The 14,335-nt window shown below is 70.1% G+C and carries 19 protein-coding genes; 16 read left to right on the top strand and 3 right to left on the bottom strand.

Features of this window, described 5'->3' with window-relative positions; all coding sequences use genetic code 11:
* Nucleotides 1-2: 2 nt before the first annotated feature.
* Both JQX11_RS22675 and JQX11_RS22670 read right to left on the bottom strand, forming a co-directional pair.
* Nucleotides 3-698 carry an HAD family hydrolase gene (locus tag JQX11_RS22675; protein WP_204926999.1) on the bottom strand — a complete coding sequence of 232 codons (696 nt, stop codon included), beginning with the start codon at nt 696-698 and terminating at the stop codon, nt 3-5.
* A complete protein-coding gene (locus JQX11_RS22670) occupies nt 695-1,561 on the bottom strand; it encodes a GntR family transcriptional regulator (RefSeq protein WP_204926998.1) in 867 nt (288 codons plus the stop codon). The genes JQX11_RS22675 and JQX11_RS22670 overlap by 4 nt, the downstream gene beginning before the upstream one ends.
* A gap of 638 nt (nt 1,562-2,199) precedes the next feature.
* Here JQX11_RS22670 and JQX11_RS22665 point away from each other — a divergent pair.
* The 15 genes from JQX11_RS22665 to JQX11_RS22595 all read left to right on the top strand — a co-directional run bounded on the left by JQX11_RS22665 (nt 2,200) and on the right by JQX11_RS22595 (nt 12,959).
* Nucleotides 2,200-2,448, top strand: coding sequence for a DUF6284 family protein (locus JQX11_RS22665; protein WP_307826310.1), 249 nt, complete (start codon nt 2,200-2,202; stop codon nt 2,446-2,448).
* A gap of 12 nt (nt 2,449-2,460) precedes the next feature.
* Nucleotides 2,461-2,787 (top strand): hypothetical protein, encoded by a 327-nt coding sequence (locus tag JQX11_RS22660; RefSeq protein ID WP_307826309.1) that lies wholly within the window; start codon nt 2,461-2,463, stop codon nt 2,785-2,787.
* Nucleotides 2,788-2,913: 126 nt separating this feature from the next.
* A complete protein-coding gene (locus JQX11_RS22655; RefSeq protein WP_204926997.1) occupies nt 2,914-4,113 on the top strand; it encodes a hypothetical protein in 1,200 nt (399 codons plus the stop codon).
* A gap of 13 nt (nt 4,114-4,126) precedes the next feature.
* The gene (locus JQX11_RS22650; protein ID WP_204926996.1) at nt 4,127-4,288 is read left to right on the top strand and encodes a hypothetical protein; all 162 of its coding nucleotides are present in this window, start codon (nt 4,127-4,129) and stop codon (nt 4,286-4,288) included.
* A 91-nt stretch (nt 4,289-4,379) separates the two neighbouring features.
* Nucleotides 4,380-4,847, top strand: coding sequence for a Pycsar system effector family protein (locus tag JQX11_RS22645; protein ID WP_204926995.1), 468 nt, complete (start codon nt 4,380-4,382; stop codon nt 4,845-4,847).
* Nucleotides 4,848-4,938: 91 nt separating this feature from the next.
* The gene (locus tag JQX11_RS22640) at nt 4,939-5,148 is read left to right on the top strand and encodes a hypothetical protein (RefSeq protein WP_204926994.1); all 210 of its coding nucleotides are present in this window, start codon (nt 4,939-4,941) and stop codon (nt 5,146-5,148) included.
* A gap of 239 nt (nt 5,149-5,387) precedes the next feature.
* Entirely contained in the window at nt 5,388-5,528 is a 141-nt protein-coding gene (locus tag JQX11_RS22635; RefSeq protein ID WP_204926993.1) for a hypothetical protein, read from the top strand.
* Nucleotides 5,525-5,713, top strand: coding sequence for a hypothetical protein (locus JQX11_RS22630; protein ID WP_204926992.1), 189 nt, complete (start codon nt 5,525-5,527; stop codon nt 5,711-5,713). Before JQX11_RS22635 ends, JQX11_RS22630 begins: the two co-directional genes overlap by 4 nt.
* A gap of 109 nt (nt 5,714-5,822) precedes the next feature.
* On the top strand, nt 5,823-8,021 hold the full coding sequence (locus tag JQX11_RS22625; RefSeq protein ID WP_204926991.1) for a P-loop NTPase family protein: 2,199 nt from the start codon (nt 5,823-5,825) through the stop codon (nt 8,019-8,021).
* Nucleotides 8,022-8,404: 383 nt separating this feature from the next.
* Nucleotides 8,405-8,698, top strand: coding sequence for a hypothetical protein (locus tag JQX11_RS22620; protein ID WP_204926990.1), 294 nt, complete (start codon nt 8,405-8,407; stop codon nt 8,696-8,698).
* Nucleotides 8,695-9,204: a DUF4326 domain-containing protein gene (locus tag JQX11_RS22615; protein ID WP_204926989.1), complete on the top strand. Its 510-nt coding sequence runs from the start codon at nt 8,695-8,697 to the stop codon at nt 9,202-9,204. The genes JQX11_RS22620 and JQX11_RS22615 overlap by 4 nt, the downstream gene beginning before the upstream one ends.
* Before the next feature lie 62 nt (nt 9,205-9,266).
* The gene (locus JQX11_RS22610) at nt 9,267-9,509 is read left to right on the top strand and encodes a hypothetical protein (protein WP_204927143.1); all 243 of its coding nucleotides are present in this window, start codon (nt 9,267-9,269) and stop codon (nt 9,507-9,509) included.
* Nucleotides 9,506-10,315, top strand: a complete 810-nt coding sequence (locus JQX11_RS22605) for an adenine nucleotide alpha hydrolase family protein (RefSeq protein ID WP_204926988.1) — start codon at nt 9,506-9,508, stop codon at nt 10,313-10,315. Before JQX11_RS22610 ends, JQX11_RS22605 begins: the two co-directional genes overlap by 4 nt.
* A gap of 101 nt (nt 10,316-10,416) precedes the next feature.
* Nucleotides 10,417-11,403, top strand: coding sequence for a bifunctional DNA primase/polymerase (locus JQX11_RS22600; protein WP_204926987.1), 987 nt, complete (start codon nt 10,417-10,419; stop codon nt 11,401-11,403).
* Complete coding sequence (locus tag JQX11_RS22595; RefSeq protein ID WP_204926986.1) at nt 11,400-12,959, top strand: hypothetical protein; 1,560 nt, start codon at nt 11,400-11,402, stop codon at nt 12,957-12,959. Before JQX11_RS22600 ends, JQX11_RS22595 begins: the two co-directional genes overlap by 4 nt.
* 298 nt (nt 12,960-13,257) lie before the next feature.
* Here JQX11_RS22595 and JQX11_RS22590 read toward each other — a convergent pair whose 3' ends face one another.
* A complete protein-coding gene (locus JQX11_RS22590; protein ID WP_204926985.1) occupies nt 13,258-13,914 on the bottom strand; it encodes a hypothetical protein in 657 nt (218 codons plus the stop codon).
* A gap of 204 nt (nt 13,915-14,118) precedes the next feature.
* Here JQX11_RS22590 and JQX11_RS22585 point away from each other — a divergent pair, with 204 nt between their 5' ends.
* Nucleotides 14,119-14,328 (top strand): helix-turn-helix domain-containing protein, encoded by a 210-nt coding sequence (locus tag JQX11_RS22585; RefSeq protein WP_204926984.1) that lies wholly within the window; start codon nt 14,119-14,121, stop codon nt 14,326-14,328.
* The last annotated feature ends 7 nt before the right edge of the window (nt 14,329-14,335 follow it).

Here is a 14,335-nt window from a genome sequence, read left to right as displayed (position 1 = left end):
GGTTAGTTGCCACTGCGCTCCGTCAATACGGCCGCTATCTCCCCCATACTGGTGATCACCGTGTCTGCCCCTGCGGCCCAAAGGGACTGGGCCTTGGGCGGCCGATTCGCATAACCAATCACCCGCACCCCGGCAGCTGCCGCCCCCACAATGTCTGACACTGAGTCGCCGACCAAAACGCAACGGCCCGGCAGTTCGCCGAGCGCGCTTACGGCTTGCAAGATCGGTTCCGGGTTGGGCTTCATGCGGGTGGGCTCGGCGTATGCCCGGCCGACCACTGATGACACGTGTCCAGCAAGCCGTTGCCTAACCAGGTACGAGGTGACCGCGATCGCTGAGTTGTTGCTGACGACCGCCACCGGCATCCCCGTCTGCCGCGCGGCCACGATGACCTCCCGGCCGTAGGGGGTAGGTTCAGCCGTCTCGGCGGCCCGGCGCTCAGCAAGACAGAGTGCATCCTCCACGGCTTGCGTGACGCCCTGGTCGCCGGCCGCCCCGGTTCTGCGTAGCACCTCAAGTGGGTCCGGTTCGCTGGCTACATCCGGCGGCACTTCGACGCCCTGCAGCCGCAGTACGTCGACTAACCCGGCGGCAACCCGCGGCGCCGGGTAGCCGGCGAAGATGCTGCAGATCGGGCCGTCGAAATCGAGCAGCACGGCACCGACCTCGCTGAGCACGCGGCCGAGGTCTGCGCTCATCCGTCGTACCGGTAGGCGATGGTCGACCATACGGAGTCGAACCATTGGCGGGACGCTTCCACGAACTGCGTGCCGTGCGAGGCATCATCGTCAGTCACCGCGTAGTGAAACAGCGGCACGTCCTTGCCCATCAGGTCGTAGATTGCCATGGGCTCGCCCTTGATCGAGACGGTGCGCTCGACGACAGGATAGAAGCCGTAGAAGGCCTCTTCCCCGTTCAAGATGTAGAGCTTGAACAAGGGCGATGCTCGGTGCATCCGCACCTCTACCGTGGTTGAGCGAATCAGGCCGAGGTCGCCCAGCTCGGCCACCTGGTCGATGATGCCGTCTGCTGCCCGGCGCGTGATGCGCTCGGCTCGCTCTCGCACCGCTGGATCGTCCGCCTGAGTCTCAGCCCGAGCGGGCAGCGCCATGGGCACTGTCATGTCAGAGATCAGCACCCGCACCGCGATCGTCTCCGGCGCGAGCCTCCCAACCCGCACCTTGTCGAGCGCCTCAGCGAGCGCGTCTCGCAGCGTCTCGCCTGAGAACCCGGCGAAGTCGATGGTGACGTGTGGCCTCTCAAATGCGGCTTCGATGTGCGGCCGGAGCTCCACCGCTCGCTGCGTCTGCGCTCGCACGAACGCGCCGCTTCCTTGCCGAGAAATGATCAACCGCTCGGCGCGTAGCAGCTCAAGGGCTCGCTTGACGGTTTCTCTCGCTACGCCGTAGCGGGCTGCGAGGTCGGGTTGCGACGGGAGTTTGTCGCCCGGGGCCAGCCGCCGCGTGAGGATCGCGGCCCGCAGCTTGTTCGCGATCTGCTGCGACGCCTGTTTCGGGTCGTCGGGATCGAGTTCGCCGAGGAAGTCAAGGTTCTCACTCACTCCGTCAGCCTAACGCTGGCTAGCCAAGTTAGGAAAGTTCCGCGCCGCGCCTTGACTTGGCTAGCCAAGACGCCCTAGCGTCATCCGTGTTCGCACCTGGCTAGCCAGGTAGGACAAGCTGGCGAATCCACAGCCGGCGGAGGCGGCTTCGGCTGCACCGCTCGTGAACCTGCTGGACCGCCGTGGCGCTCGGTGTTTGACAACTGCACAGCGGTCCGGGACGCAGGGAGATCCGTCTCCCCGATTGGTCCCGATGCATGCGACCTAGGGGTGGCTGCGGGCGTCGGCCGTGACGTGTCCGGCCGCAAGACGTGTCCGCTCGCTTGCCCAACCGAGGGTCGCCCGGCGTGCCAGCACGGCACGCCCTGTTCATCGCTTCGGAGCGCGCCGATCTGGCCGCGCTCCGTCTGTTCGTCCGACCTGATTCGAGCTGGGGAGAGGTGAGCCGTCATGACCGTGAACATCGCCGCCGCCGTGCGGATTACGACCAAGAGCAACGCCGTGTGGCGCGACTGCAACGGGTGCGGCTCCCTCGCCCCCCTCGCCCCTGATGAGACCCGCTGCCGCTCCTGCCGGCAGCCATCCACCGCCCGCCGCCGCCCGGCGTCGGGTGCCCGTCGTTCCGGAAGGAACCGCAAGTGAACAGCTACGACCTGACCGACGCCGACCCGGACGGGCCGAGCGTCGATGAGCTCGCGGAGATCGAGCGGGAGATGCCGCTGATCGACGCCGAGGTGCTGTTGCTCGACGCGCAGATCGCGATTCTGTGCGCCGATCCGTCCCCGTCCGACTTGGACTGGCAGCGGGTACGGCGGGCGCGTAAGCGGGTGCTGCGGGAGGCCCGCGCGCTGCTGGCCGCGCGTGCCGCGTCGAGCCAGGCCGCGTAGGGGGTGCCCACGGTGAAGACCCCGCCGAGCCTTCCCGTTGTCCTGTTCACCGTCGCTGACGCGATGGCCCGCAACGCGCTGCCGCTACCGGCCAAGGTGGAGGTGTCGGGCTCGTTCGGGCTGGAACTGGACTTGCCGACCCACGTCGACTTGCGCCGGTGGGCGCGGTACATGCGCCTGCCGGTCGAGCAGTGGCACAGCCAGCCCTACCAGCGCGATGACGTGCCGAAGGTGCTGACCAACGTGCACGGCCACTGGCGGGGCGTGCGGGTGCGGCTGCACTGCTGCGAGCCGACCACCGCCACCCCGGCCGAGTTCCTGCCGGCGGTGGCCGCATGACCACCCGGGCAACCCGCTCCGCGTGTCCGCTGCCGGGGCTGGCGCTGTTGTTGCGCCGCTGCGGGGTGTGCTGCCCCGGCCTGCACTGCTCCGGCTGCAACCACTGACTAGGAAAGGACACCTGCGATGTTTCGTCGTACGCCGGAAGATCCGGCGATCCTGGCCGCCCGTGCGGCGGCCCGCCGTGAGTCCGCACAAGCCGATGTCGAGCGTGCCCGGTTGATGGCGCTGCTCGACCGGGAGCAGCGGGAAGCCAACGCCGAACACGCCCGCCGCCAGGCCGTGGCCGATGAGCAGGAACGCCGTCGCCGCGACGCCGTCCGGCGTGTCGAGCGGGCCGAGACGCGGGAGCGTCGCCGCCGGGCACGGGCGGAGTTCGGCGCGAAGCTACGCCCGGTGTTGCCGCTCCTGCTGATCAACGGTGGCGCGGCGTACGCGCAGGCCGCCTACGCCTACGACCAGATCGCCCCGGCCGCGTGGAACGGTCCGTCTCGGGTGGCGTTCGCGGTGGCGTTCTCCGCCGCCCTGGAGTCCATCGCCGTCTACGTCCAGTGGCACGCCCACGACGCGCTCATGCTCAAAGCCCACGCCACCGCCGCGAGTCTGCGTCGGGCGGCGTGGCTGATCGCCGCCGTGGTCGCCGCCATCAACTACGCCCACTTCGCCAACGGGGCCGCCCCTACGGCGGCGGCGGTGGCGTTCGCGTTGCTGTCCCTGCTGTCCCCGTGGCTGTGGGGTCTGCACACCCGCCGCGCCCAACACGTGCAACTCCTGGCCGAAGACGCGAGCCTCATCGACGACGCGGGGGTGGAGTTCTCCCCGAAGCGCCGCCGCATGTTCCCCATCCGCTCCCTGATGGCGGCCCGCTGGTCGATCGAACACAACGAACGCGACCCCCGTAAAGCGTGGGAGGGTTACAACGCGGAACGGGCCGCCCGCGCCGCCGCCCGCCGCCAGGCCGATAAGGACCACCCGGCCAAGAAGGTCACCACGCCGTCGCCGGCCAACCCGACGCCGGAGGAACCGGCAGAGGTTCCGGTCGACCCGGGGGACCACGCCGAACCCGTCACCCCGGCATCGGCCACGCCGGTTCGTGAACCGGTCCGCCCGGCACGGCCCGTGGCCCGGTCGTTGACCGTCGCTGAGCGGGTCATCGCCGCGCACACCACCGAGCCGAACGCCACTCACGAGCGGATCGCCCACCTCGCCCAGGTCAGCGTGAGCACCGTCAAGCGCCACCGGCCCCGTCCCGTGACCGGTTCACCATCCGCCCCACACGCAGCACCGACGCCGGTCAACGGCACCCCCGTCCCTGCTGCCGCCTGACCCGGGAGAACCCATGTTCGGCAAGAAGAGCACCGTCCCGAACACCATCACCGACCGGCAGGCCGATGACCTGGAGCGGCGGGCGCAGAAGGCCAACCCGTCGTGGTTCAGCGACAAGGCCATCAAGCGGCGCAAGGCATCGTCCGCCCAGCAGGACAAGGCCGACCAGTCCTGACCCCGCCCGGCGGCACAGCCCAACGGCCTGGAAACCAGTGCTGTGCCGCCGGTCCGGTCACCCAACCCCTGACGTGAGAGGAGGGCACCTGATGGTGCCAGTATCCGACCCGGTCTGGTTCACCGACCGGATCACCGAGGTCCGCGCCGAACTGGCACGCGCCGACAGCAAGGCGTCCACGTTGATGGCGGTCGCGGGTGCGGCCGTCACGGTCGGCGTGGCGATCCTGGCCCGCGCCGACCTGCCCGGCCCCGCGCTGGCCGCCGGAGTGGCCACGGTCGCGGCGGTCGGAACGGCGGTGGGTCTGCTCGCGGGTGCGGTCCGGCCGTCCCTGGGCGGTGGTCGCGGTCTGGTCCGCTACGCCACCACCACGCCGGGGGACCTGATGACCGAGGCCACTGCGCCGCCGCTGGCCGCCGCCGCCGAACGGGCGCATCACCTTGTGTGGCTGTCCCGCACGGCGGTGCGCAAGTACCGGCGGGTCCGCACCGCCGTCGATCTGCTGCTCGCCGGTCTGGTCGGCACCGCTGTTACCGCGTTCCTGACCGCCGTCGGCTGACCGCCCCCGTCGGGCACCCACCCCGCCCCGCAGGGGTGCCCGCGCGGAGGCCGCCAGACCGCCTGGCCGCCCGAACCCGGGAGGAACCACCGTGACGCTCTCATCCTGCTCGACGTGCGGCAACGGCTTCAACAGCGTGTCGGTCGACGACACCGGGACGCTGGCCATCTGCACAAAGGGTCACCACAACTTCGAGGCCGGATCAGGCGACGAGTCGATCACGACCGGCCGAATCACGGTCACCGGACAGTCCGCCATCGGCAACGGCGCGACCGTGATCGGCCGCAAGGCCCGCCGCTGATGGCCGCCCGCTGCGGCCGGTGCGGCTGCCTGCACGCCAACTCCGGTGGCGTCCCCGGTCGGGGCTGCCTGTCCTGCGGATGCGCCTGCGCCCCGATCAACCAGGGTCGGACCTGCCGCTGCTGCGGCGCGACCGACAACTGACCCCGCCCGGCGGCACAGCACACGGCCTAGACAACCCGCTGTGCCGCCGGCCCCTGCCCCTCAACCCCGTGTGGGATCTCGGGAGGAACCCTCAGTATGTCCGATCGACAGTTGCGCGAACACCACGACCGCATCGTCACCCGCCGCCGGGAAGCACGCCTCGCCCAGATGGCCGAGGCGCAGCGCCAGGCCGACGACCGCAACCGGGCCGCCGCCGAGAAGCGGAACACCCGGTGAGCGGCGACCGGTTCGCCGACGCCTACGAGCGGTGGCGCGACCTCGACGCCGCCGCCACCGCCACCGGCAGCACGACCGCCCGGCAAGAGGCTGAGCGGCAGCGCAAGGCCCTGCACGACCGTCCGGAGGTCGACCGGGCGCGGCGGCAACTCAACGGCCGCGCCGCGCCCCGCGACCGCCGGTGACCCCCAACCCCGCCCTTGCCCGGCGGCACGGCCCTGGCCTCGCAAACCGTGCCGCGCCGCCGGCCCTCACCCGATCCGAACCAACGGACCTGTTGGAGGAAGCCCCATCATGACGTCCCCCCACGATGACCCTCGTTTCGACTGGCAGGCCGCCGAACGCGACCTGCACCACCCGGGCGGCCCGGACGCCGACGTGGTCGACCTCGACGCCGCCCGCACCGCCCGCACCACCACCCCCGACCACCACGACGAGGACAGCGACGACGGTGGGCCGCTGTTGGTCGACTCCCCGGACACGCAGCGCTCCCCGCGGTTCAGCCTCGACGCTGCCCGTGCGGGGCAGCGTCGGCCGATCCTGCCCGCCTGGCTGCGCTCCCGCACGGAGCTGGTCGACGTGATGCGGTGGGCAGTCGGGCATCTGCTGCACACCACCGGCTACCACCTCACCCGGCTACCGAAGTACGCCGGGAAACTCGCCCTGCGCGCCCCGGCCGGCGCGGCGCGGTTGGTGTCCGGGGGCACCCGGTGGATGTTCGACTGGGAAGGCGAGCACCTGCGGCAGGCCACCTCGCAGACCCGCGACGGCGAGCTGTACCTCAAGCTGTCCAAGCAGCGTGACCGGCGCGTCCGCTGGCGCGGCATCGTCGCCACCTTCACCCTCGCCGTCAGCCTGGCCGGTGGCGTCGCCGTGGCTCTGGCCCCGTTGTGGGCGCGGTGGGCGGTGCTCGCCATGCTGGTCACCCTGTGCGGGTTGTTGGGGCAGCCGGCCGACAAGCCGCTGCTCGACACCGCCGTGGTCATCCCCCGCGTCGCCCGCCTCACCTCCGACGTGGTGGTGCGCGCCCTGGCCGTGCTGGGTATCGCCGGCATCACTCAGGCCATCGCCAAGCAGGGACAGCGAGCTATCGCGTTCACCGCGCCGATCACCCGCGACGGCCCCGGCTGGCGGGCCGACATCGACCTGCCGCCCGGGGTCACCGCCGGGGATGTGATCGAGCGGCGTGACCGGCTCGCCGCCGGCCTCACCCGCCCTCTCGGCTGCGTGTGGCCGGAAGGGCAACCGGAGGTGCACCCGGGCCGGCTGCTGCTGTGGGTGGGCGATCAGGACATGGCCGCCACCCCGCCGAAGCCCTGGCCGCTACTCAAGGCGTCCGGCGGGTTCGACCTGGGCAGGCCGGTGCCGTTCGGCACCGACCCGCGCGGACGGGTCATCTCCTTCGAGCTGCCCTACACGAACCTGCTCATCGGGTCGATCCCGGGTTACGGCAAGACCGCCGCCACTCAGGTGCCGATGCTGGCCGCCGCCCTGGATCCGTATGCGGAACTGTGGTGCTTCGACTTCAAGGGCACCGGCGGCCTCGACCCCTTGGAGAAGGTGTCGGCCCGGTACGCGTCCGGGCAGGACGACGACACCGCCGAAGAGGGCTTGTTGGCGTTGCGGGAGCTGCGCAAGGAATGCCAGCGCCGCGCCGCTGTCATCAAGGGCCTGCCCAAGGCGGTGTGCCCGGACAACAAGGTCACCCCCGAACTGGCCCGGCGCAAGAAGCTCGGTCTGCACTGGCTCGTGGTCGCCCTGGACGAGGTGCAGGAGTTGTTCTCGCACCCGGAGTTTGGCAAGGAAGCCGGGGAGCTGGCCGAGAAGGTCATCAAGCTCGGTCGCGCCCTGGGCGTGATCCTCGTCGTGGCCACGCAGCGGCCGGACGCGAAGAGTCTGCCGACCGGGGTGTCCGCGAATGCGGGTACGCGGTTCTGCCTGCGGGTCATGGGGCAGATCGAGAACGACATGATCCTGGGCACGTCGGCGTACAAGAACGGCATCCGGGCGACCATGTTCGCCAAGAAGGACAAGGGCGTCGGCTACCTCGTCGGCGCAGCAGACGACGCGCAGATCGTCCGCACCTTCTACGTCGACGGTCCCACCGCCGAGAAGATCACCGACCGGGCACGCACCCTGCGGGAAGCCGCCGGGACGCTCACCGGCCACGCCATCGGGCAGACCCCGGCCACCCCGGCGGCACGCCGGGACACCCTGCTCGACGACATCCTCACCGTCGTCCCGGCAACGGAGCCGAAGGTGTGGGCCGAGACGCTGACCGAACGCCTCGCCGACCTCAACCCCGACGCCTACGGCGACCTCACCCGCGACCAGTTGACCGCCGCGCTCAAGCCGTACGGGGTCACCACGGGGCAGGTGTGGGGCACCGACCCGGCCACCGGCAAGGGTGCGAACCGGCGGGGCATCGACCGGGCCGACATCGCTGATGCGGTTGCGGAGCGTCACAAGCGGCGAGGCGACAAAGCCGCCTAAGGCGGACAGCGATCGGGTGCTAGGTCTAGCGGTGGCCCCCGCTAGACCTAGCACCCCCGCTAGCGGCACATCCCTTTCGTGGCCAGCGCCCTAACAACTAGCGGCGACAGCTCTCTACGCCCTTGATCCGGCCTGTGGAGGCATTTCGTGACCACCATCGTCCTGCTCGCTAGCCTTCTCCCGTTCGGTTACGCAGCGTGGTACCTGATCCTGTGTGCCGTGTCCCCGTGGGGGCGCTGCCGACGCTGCCACGGACGCCGCTCCCACCGCACCGCCATCGGTACCCGACGCGACTGCCCACGCTGCGACGGCACCGGTATCCGCGTGCGCACCGGCCGCCGACTCATCGACCACATCCGCGCCGAGTACCGCGACGGCCACCCATGACCCGCCGCCCCGATCACACCGGATGGTGCGCCCGTGGCCACCGCTGCAACCTCGGTGAGCACCGGTCGGAAGAGACCGTGGTCGACCTGCCCGGCCACGGTCGCGCCGTCCTCGTCAGGGTCCGCACCGCCGCCGGCCGCGACCACGCCGAGATCCGCGTACGCGTCGCCCTGGCCCCGGTCGAGCTGCGCGCCCGGCGGCAGCTTCACGGGCTGCTCACCGATCTCCGGCACACCGTCACCCGGGCCGCCGTCGCCGGCCGCCCCCACCCATGGAAGGCCACCCGATGACCCAGCTCACCCGACCGGCGGCCCGCCGGATTCAGCGCCGCCGGACCGCCGGATGGCGGATGCCCGCCGGGGCCGTCTACGTCGGACGTCCCACCCGCTACGGCAACCCCTACCAGCCCACCGCCGCCACCGCCGCCGACAGGGCCACGGCTATCGACCGGTACCGGCAGTGGCTAATCCTGCGCCCCGATCTGATCACCGCCGCACGACGGGACCTCACCGGCCGCGACCTGGCCTGTTGGTGCCCGCTCGACCAACCCTGCCACGCCGATGTGCTGCTCAGCATCATCAACCAACCCACCCCACCACCGACCGACACCCACCCCGCCATGGTCGACCAGGGCACCGCCCTGCACTACGGCGACCGCCTCCACGACGCCGCCCACGGCAACGACTGTGACTGCCGGCCCCAGGTCCGCCGCCAGTTCATCGGATACGCGGAACTCCTGATCGGCTGGCTGACCGAAGACGGACTACTCACCACCATTGCGGCGGGGGCAGCGTGACCGGCGGTGGGCGGTGGGCGGACCGCCCGTCCCGACACGACCCATCCCTGACCGGCCTAGAAATCTGGTTGGCCGGCACTCCGGCCGAACTCGACGCCGCCACCCGCGCTCTGACCGCCGCCGGCCACCTCGCCTACCAGGGCCAGCGCCGGATGCTGACCGGTGCCGACGCGGGCCGCGCCCAGCTCTACCTACGCCTGAACATCATCCCCACCCGCCGCACGATCCCGCCAGCACGGCCCACGAGCGACGACGGCGCGACCGTGCTGCGGTTTCCCGACCGAATCTCCGGGGGTGCGGCGTGAGGGTGTTCTCCTACGGCGGTGGGGTGCAGTCGACCGCCGCGCTGGTGCTGGCCGCTACCGGGCGGATTGACTTCCCGGTGTTCCTGTTCGCCAACGTCGGTAACGATTCCGAAGACCCCGCGACCCTGGTCTACCTGGAGCAGTACGCCAAGCCCTACGCGGCGCTGCACGGCATCCAACTTGACGAACTCGACCGGGTCCGCCGTGACGGCACCACCGAAACCCTGTACGGCCGGCTGACCCGTGAGGGATCGCGGTCGCTGCCGATCCCCGTGCGGATGTCCAACGGAGCGCCCGGCACTCGCTCGTGTACAGCCGACTTCAAAATCAAGGTCATCGGTCGCTGGCTCAAAGCCCACGGCGCGAGTGCCGACAAACCGGCGACGGTCGGGGTGGGCATCAGTCTGGACGAGATCGAACGGGTCAACAACCGCCGCTCGGAACCCTACGAACGCACCGTCTACCCGCTGCTTGACCACGCGCCGCCGCTGCGGCGGCACGACTGCGCCCGCATCATCACCGCCGCCGGCCTCCCGGTACCCCCGAAAAGCGCCTGCTGGTTCTGCCCGTTCCGGCGGCCCGCAACGTGGGCCGAGACGCGCCGGGACCGACCGGAGCTGTTCCGCCGGGCGTGCGACCTGGAAAACCTGCTCAACGCCCGGCGGACCGCGCTCGGCAAAGACCCCGTGTGGCTGACCCGATTCAACCGGCCTCTTGCGCTGGCCGTGACCGCTGCGCAGGACATGCTTCCCGGCTTCGACCCCGCTGACGACGCGCTCTGCGACAACGGCGCGTGCTTCACCTAACCCCAACGGCCTGACCGGCGCGCTTCGCGCCCTCACCGCCCGGTGGCCAGTGCCCGCGTGGTGCTGGCCACCGGACCGCCTCTGCCCGGAAGGAACTTCTCATGCTCGACTCTGCGGTGCTGCTGGCCGCTGCGCTCGCCTGTGCGGCGCGTGGCTGGCACGTCTTCCCGCTACGCCCCGACACCCGGCCTGACGATGACCACGCGAAGCGGCCCGCGTTCCCGAACCGGTGCACCGCCGACCGGTGCGACCGCACCGACCCGCGCTGCCGGGCCGCCGGCCGTCACGTCGGGTGGGAAGAACGGGCCACTACCGACCCGGACCGCGTCCGCCGTGCCTGGACGCGCCAGCCCTACGGCATCGGTATCGCGTGCGGGCCGTCCGGTCTGGTGGTGGTCGACCTGGACGTGCCCAAGCACCCCGCCGACACCCCACCCGCCGAATGGGCCGGGGCACGTGACGGGGCGGACGTTCTCATCACCCTGGCCGAACGGCACTACGGCACCGTCGACCCGACGTACACGCAGCGCACCGGCCGGGGCGGAAGCCACCTGTTCTACCGCCACCCCACCACCGGCCAGAGACTCGGCAACACCGTCGGGGAGCGTGGTGGGCTCGGCTGGAAGGTCGACACGAAGTCGCACGGCGGGTACGTGGTGGCCGCCGGGTCCACCGTCAACGGCCGCCCCTACACGATCACCCTCGATGTCGACCCCGCCCCGCTGCCCGCATGGCTGGCCGACCTGTTGGCACCCACCGCGCGGTCGGCGTACCGGCCTGCCCCGGTGGCGTTGCCGCCGGACCGGCACGGCCGGTACGTCGCCGCCGCGATCCGCAACCAAGTCGCCCACATCACCGCCGCACCCGACGGGCAGCGCAACCACGTGCTGTTCGCATCCGCCGTAGCACTCGGCCAGCTCGCCGCCGGGGGCGCGCTCACCGACGCCGACGTGTACGCCGTCCTCGAACCCGCAGCCCTGTCGGCCGGGCTGTCAGCCAGGGAGATAGCGCGCACGATCGCATCCGGGCTGCGCATCGGGGCACGGGAACCCCGACCACTGAACACCGCAGGAAAGGCGGCGGCATGACCGAACGGTTGCAAATCGGCACCGGCCCCGAAACTATCCGCGTGCTCAAAGCCGCCCTGGTCGACGGGCTGTTGCCCGACACCTACGTCTCCGGCGGGTCCCTAGTTCATATGGAAGCCGTCTCCGGTGGAGTCGCCGCCGCCACCGACGAAGACTCCCCGCTCCCGGTGTCAGCGAGCACGATCAACCCCGCTGGCCTGGCCGGGCTGCTCGCCGAGCACGCCTACGTCTACCGGGTCAAGTCCCGCAAGGACGAGCAGGGCAACCCGCAAACCTACGAGGAAGAGACCACCCCGCCCCGCGACATCCTGTCGTCCGTGCTGGCCGGGAAGACCTGGCCCCGGGTGCCCGCGTTGCGCGGGATCATCGGTGCCCCGGTGCTACGCCGTGACGGCACCCTGTTGCAAACCCCCGGTTACGACCCCGCGACCGGGTTCTACCTCGCCTCCAAGGTCGCCCTACCGCCCGTGCCCGACCAGCCCACCACGGAGCAGGTCACCGCCGCGCGTCGGTTCCTGCTCGGCCGATTCCTACGCGACTTCCCCTGGGCCACCGCCGCCGACCGCGCCAACTACATCGCCCTGCTGGCCACCCCGATCCTGCGGCACTTCACCCGATCCCTGACCCCATTCGCGCTCATCGACGCGACCATGCCCTCATCGGGTAAAAGCATCCTCACCGCCGGCCCCGGCATGCTCTACGGCCAACGCGTCATGCCCTGGGCCTACGCCGAAGAAGAACTCCGCAAGTCCATCACCGCCGTGTTCGCCGAACAGGTCGGCGTGGTCATCTGGGACAACCTCGCCGAAGGAACCGTCATCGACTCGCCCACACTCGCCCTACTCGTCACCGCCGGAACGTGGTCCGACCGGCAGTTGGGCGCATCCCGCAACCTCGCCAGCGTCAACGACCGGCTCTGGATGGCCACCGGCAACAACCTGCAAGTCGGCGGCGACATGGCGAGCCGCACCGTCCGCGTTCACCTCGACCCCGACATGCCCCGCCCCGAACTCCGCGACCAAGCCGGATTCGGCATTCCCCACCTCGACCAGTGGATCACCGACCCCGCCAACCAACTCACCGTCCTGTGGCACCTGCTCGTGCTCGTGCTCGACTGGACCCGCCAAGGAGCACCCCGGGCCGCCGGCCTCGCCATGCGGCAGTTCACCCCCTGGGCGCAACACCTCGGCGGATTCCTCGCCCACCACGACATCGACGGGTTCCTCACCAACGCCGCCGACGTCCGAGGCATCGACGAAGACGAACAACGCTGGGGCACGTTCCTCGCCTGCTGGCACGACCGCCACCACGACAAGCCCTTCACCGCCGCCGACCTCCGCCGCGACGCCGAACCCATGCACCTCGGCAGCGACGAACACGACCCCTGGGACGGCCAGTTCATCACCACCCCCACCGGACGCCTCCCCAACCCTTTACAACTCGGTCGAATGCTCACCGGCCAAGCCGGACGCTGGCGCGGCAACCACGTCATCCGCACCGGCACCCACGAACGCGGCAACCGAGGCGTCTACTGGGTCGAACGCCGCGACAACTAACCCTGGCTAAACCATCCCTGCGTCTCGGCAACTCGGCATCCCGGCACCACCAGCAGCCCACCTGCGAAAACACCCTGCCGAGAAACAAGACAGCAAGGCACTTCAATCTCGGCAACTCGGCAACCAGATGCCGAGAACCACACCGGTTGCCGAGATGACTCAGAGCCTCCCGAAGTCATCTCGGCAACCGTTTCCCCAGCTCAACGCCACGTCTGCCGAGATGCCGCGATGCAGGGATGGTTTAGCCCTCCCCGCAACCAACGCGCTCCGCCACCGACCCACGGCCCCTGAGCACCACTCAGCGATGCCCGGACGGCACCGCCAACCGCCAGTTGCGACCCACCCCCAACCCCCGCCGCTCCGACCACACCAACCCGTTGTTCACCAGAATCGTCAACCCGGTCGCCCACCGCAGCACCAACTCACCAACCCCCAACTGCCCACACAACCGCTTCGCGATCATCACCTCACCACGGTCCGGGTCTCGCCCTGACGCGCTGTCCAGCCACGACGCCGCCCCAGGACACACCAGCACCAGCCGCCGCCCATACCCCACCCAATCCGTGTGGGTGTAACTCACCGCCTGAGCCACCCAACCCGTGTAGGGACCGACACCGGAATCGCCACCAGGCAACTTGAACTCCACACCAAACGCCACATCCGGATCACGCCACGAGCCGGCATCACGAGGCCGCAACATCGCGTCAATCCGCAACGACCTACCCGAGCAATGCCGCCCCGTCACCTCACGACGAATCTCGAACCACGGGGCAAGCCGCTCCAACACCCGATCGGCCAACTCCCGCTCTGACCCAAACCGATCCAACGAAAGCTCCGCGTTGTAGGCATCTCCACGCGGATGCTCACCGAACGGACTCGGCTCGCCAGCCAACGGCCGAAACCGAGCAGCAGCAACGTCAAGCACATCCTGCGGACGCGGCTCAGGCCAAACCATGCATCGATCCTTACCGACCCACCACGTACCCACAACCTTCCACCCAGACATACCACCTGAGAACCACACAGACAGCCCGACCCCGTGCCCCACACCAACCCGCCCGAGATATTGCCTCTACAGCGCTCTCAGCGGGTCGCCCTCCGCCTTCCTGTCGCAACGCCAGATCGACCAGCCCACCTCGATGCCACCCGAGGGAGCAAAGTGACGACCTCCGACACCCGCATTGTTCTGACCATCGAAGAGGCCGCGCGCCGTCTCGGCATCGGCCGCACCACGATGTACGCGCTCGTCAAGACCGGCCAGATCCGCACAGTCACGATCGGCCGCCTCCGGCGCGTGCCTGCCTTCTGCCTCGACGAGTACGTACAGAACCTGCTCGCCGACGAGACCTCGCTGGAAAACGCTGCCTGAAAGAACG

This window comes from Micromonospora humida, from assembly GCF_016901255.1.
Classification (GTDB): domain Bacteria; phylum Actinomycetota; class Actinomycetes; order Mycobacteriales; family Micromonosporaceae; genus Micromonospora; species Micromonospora wenchangensis.
This window is presented reverse-complemented; position numbering and strand designations above follow the sequence as displayed.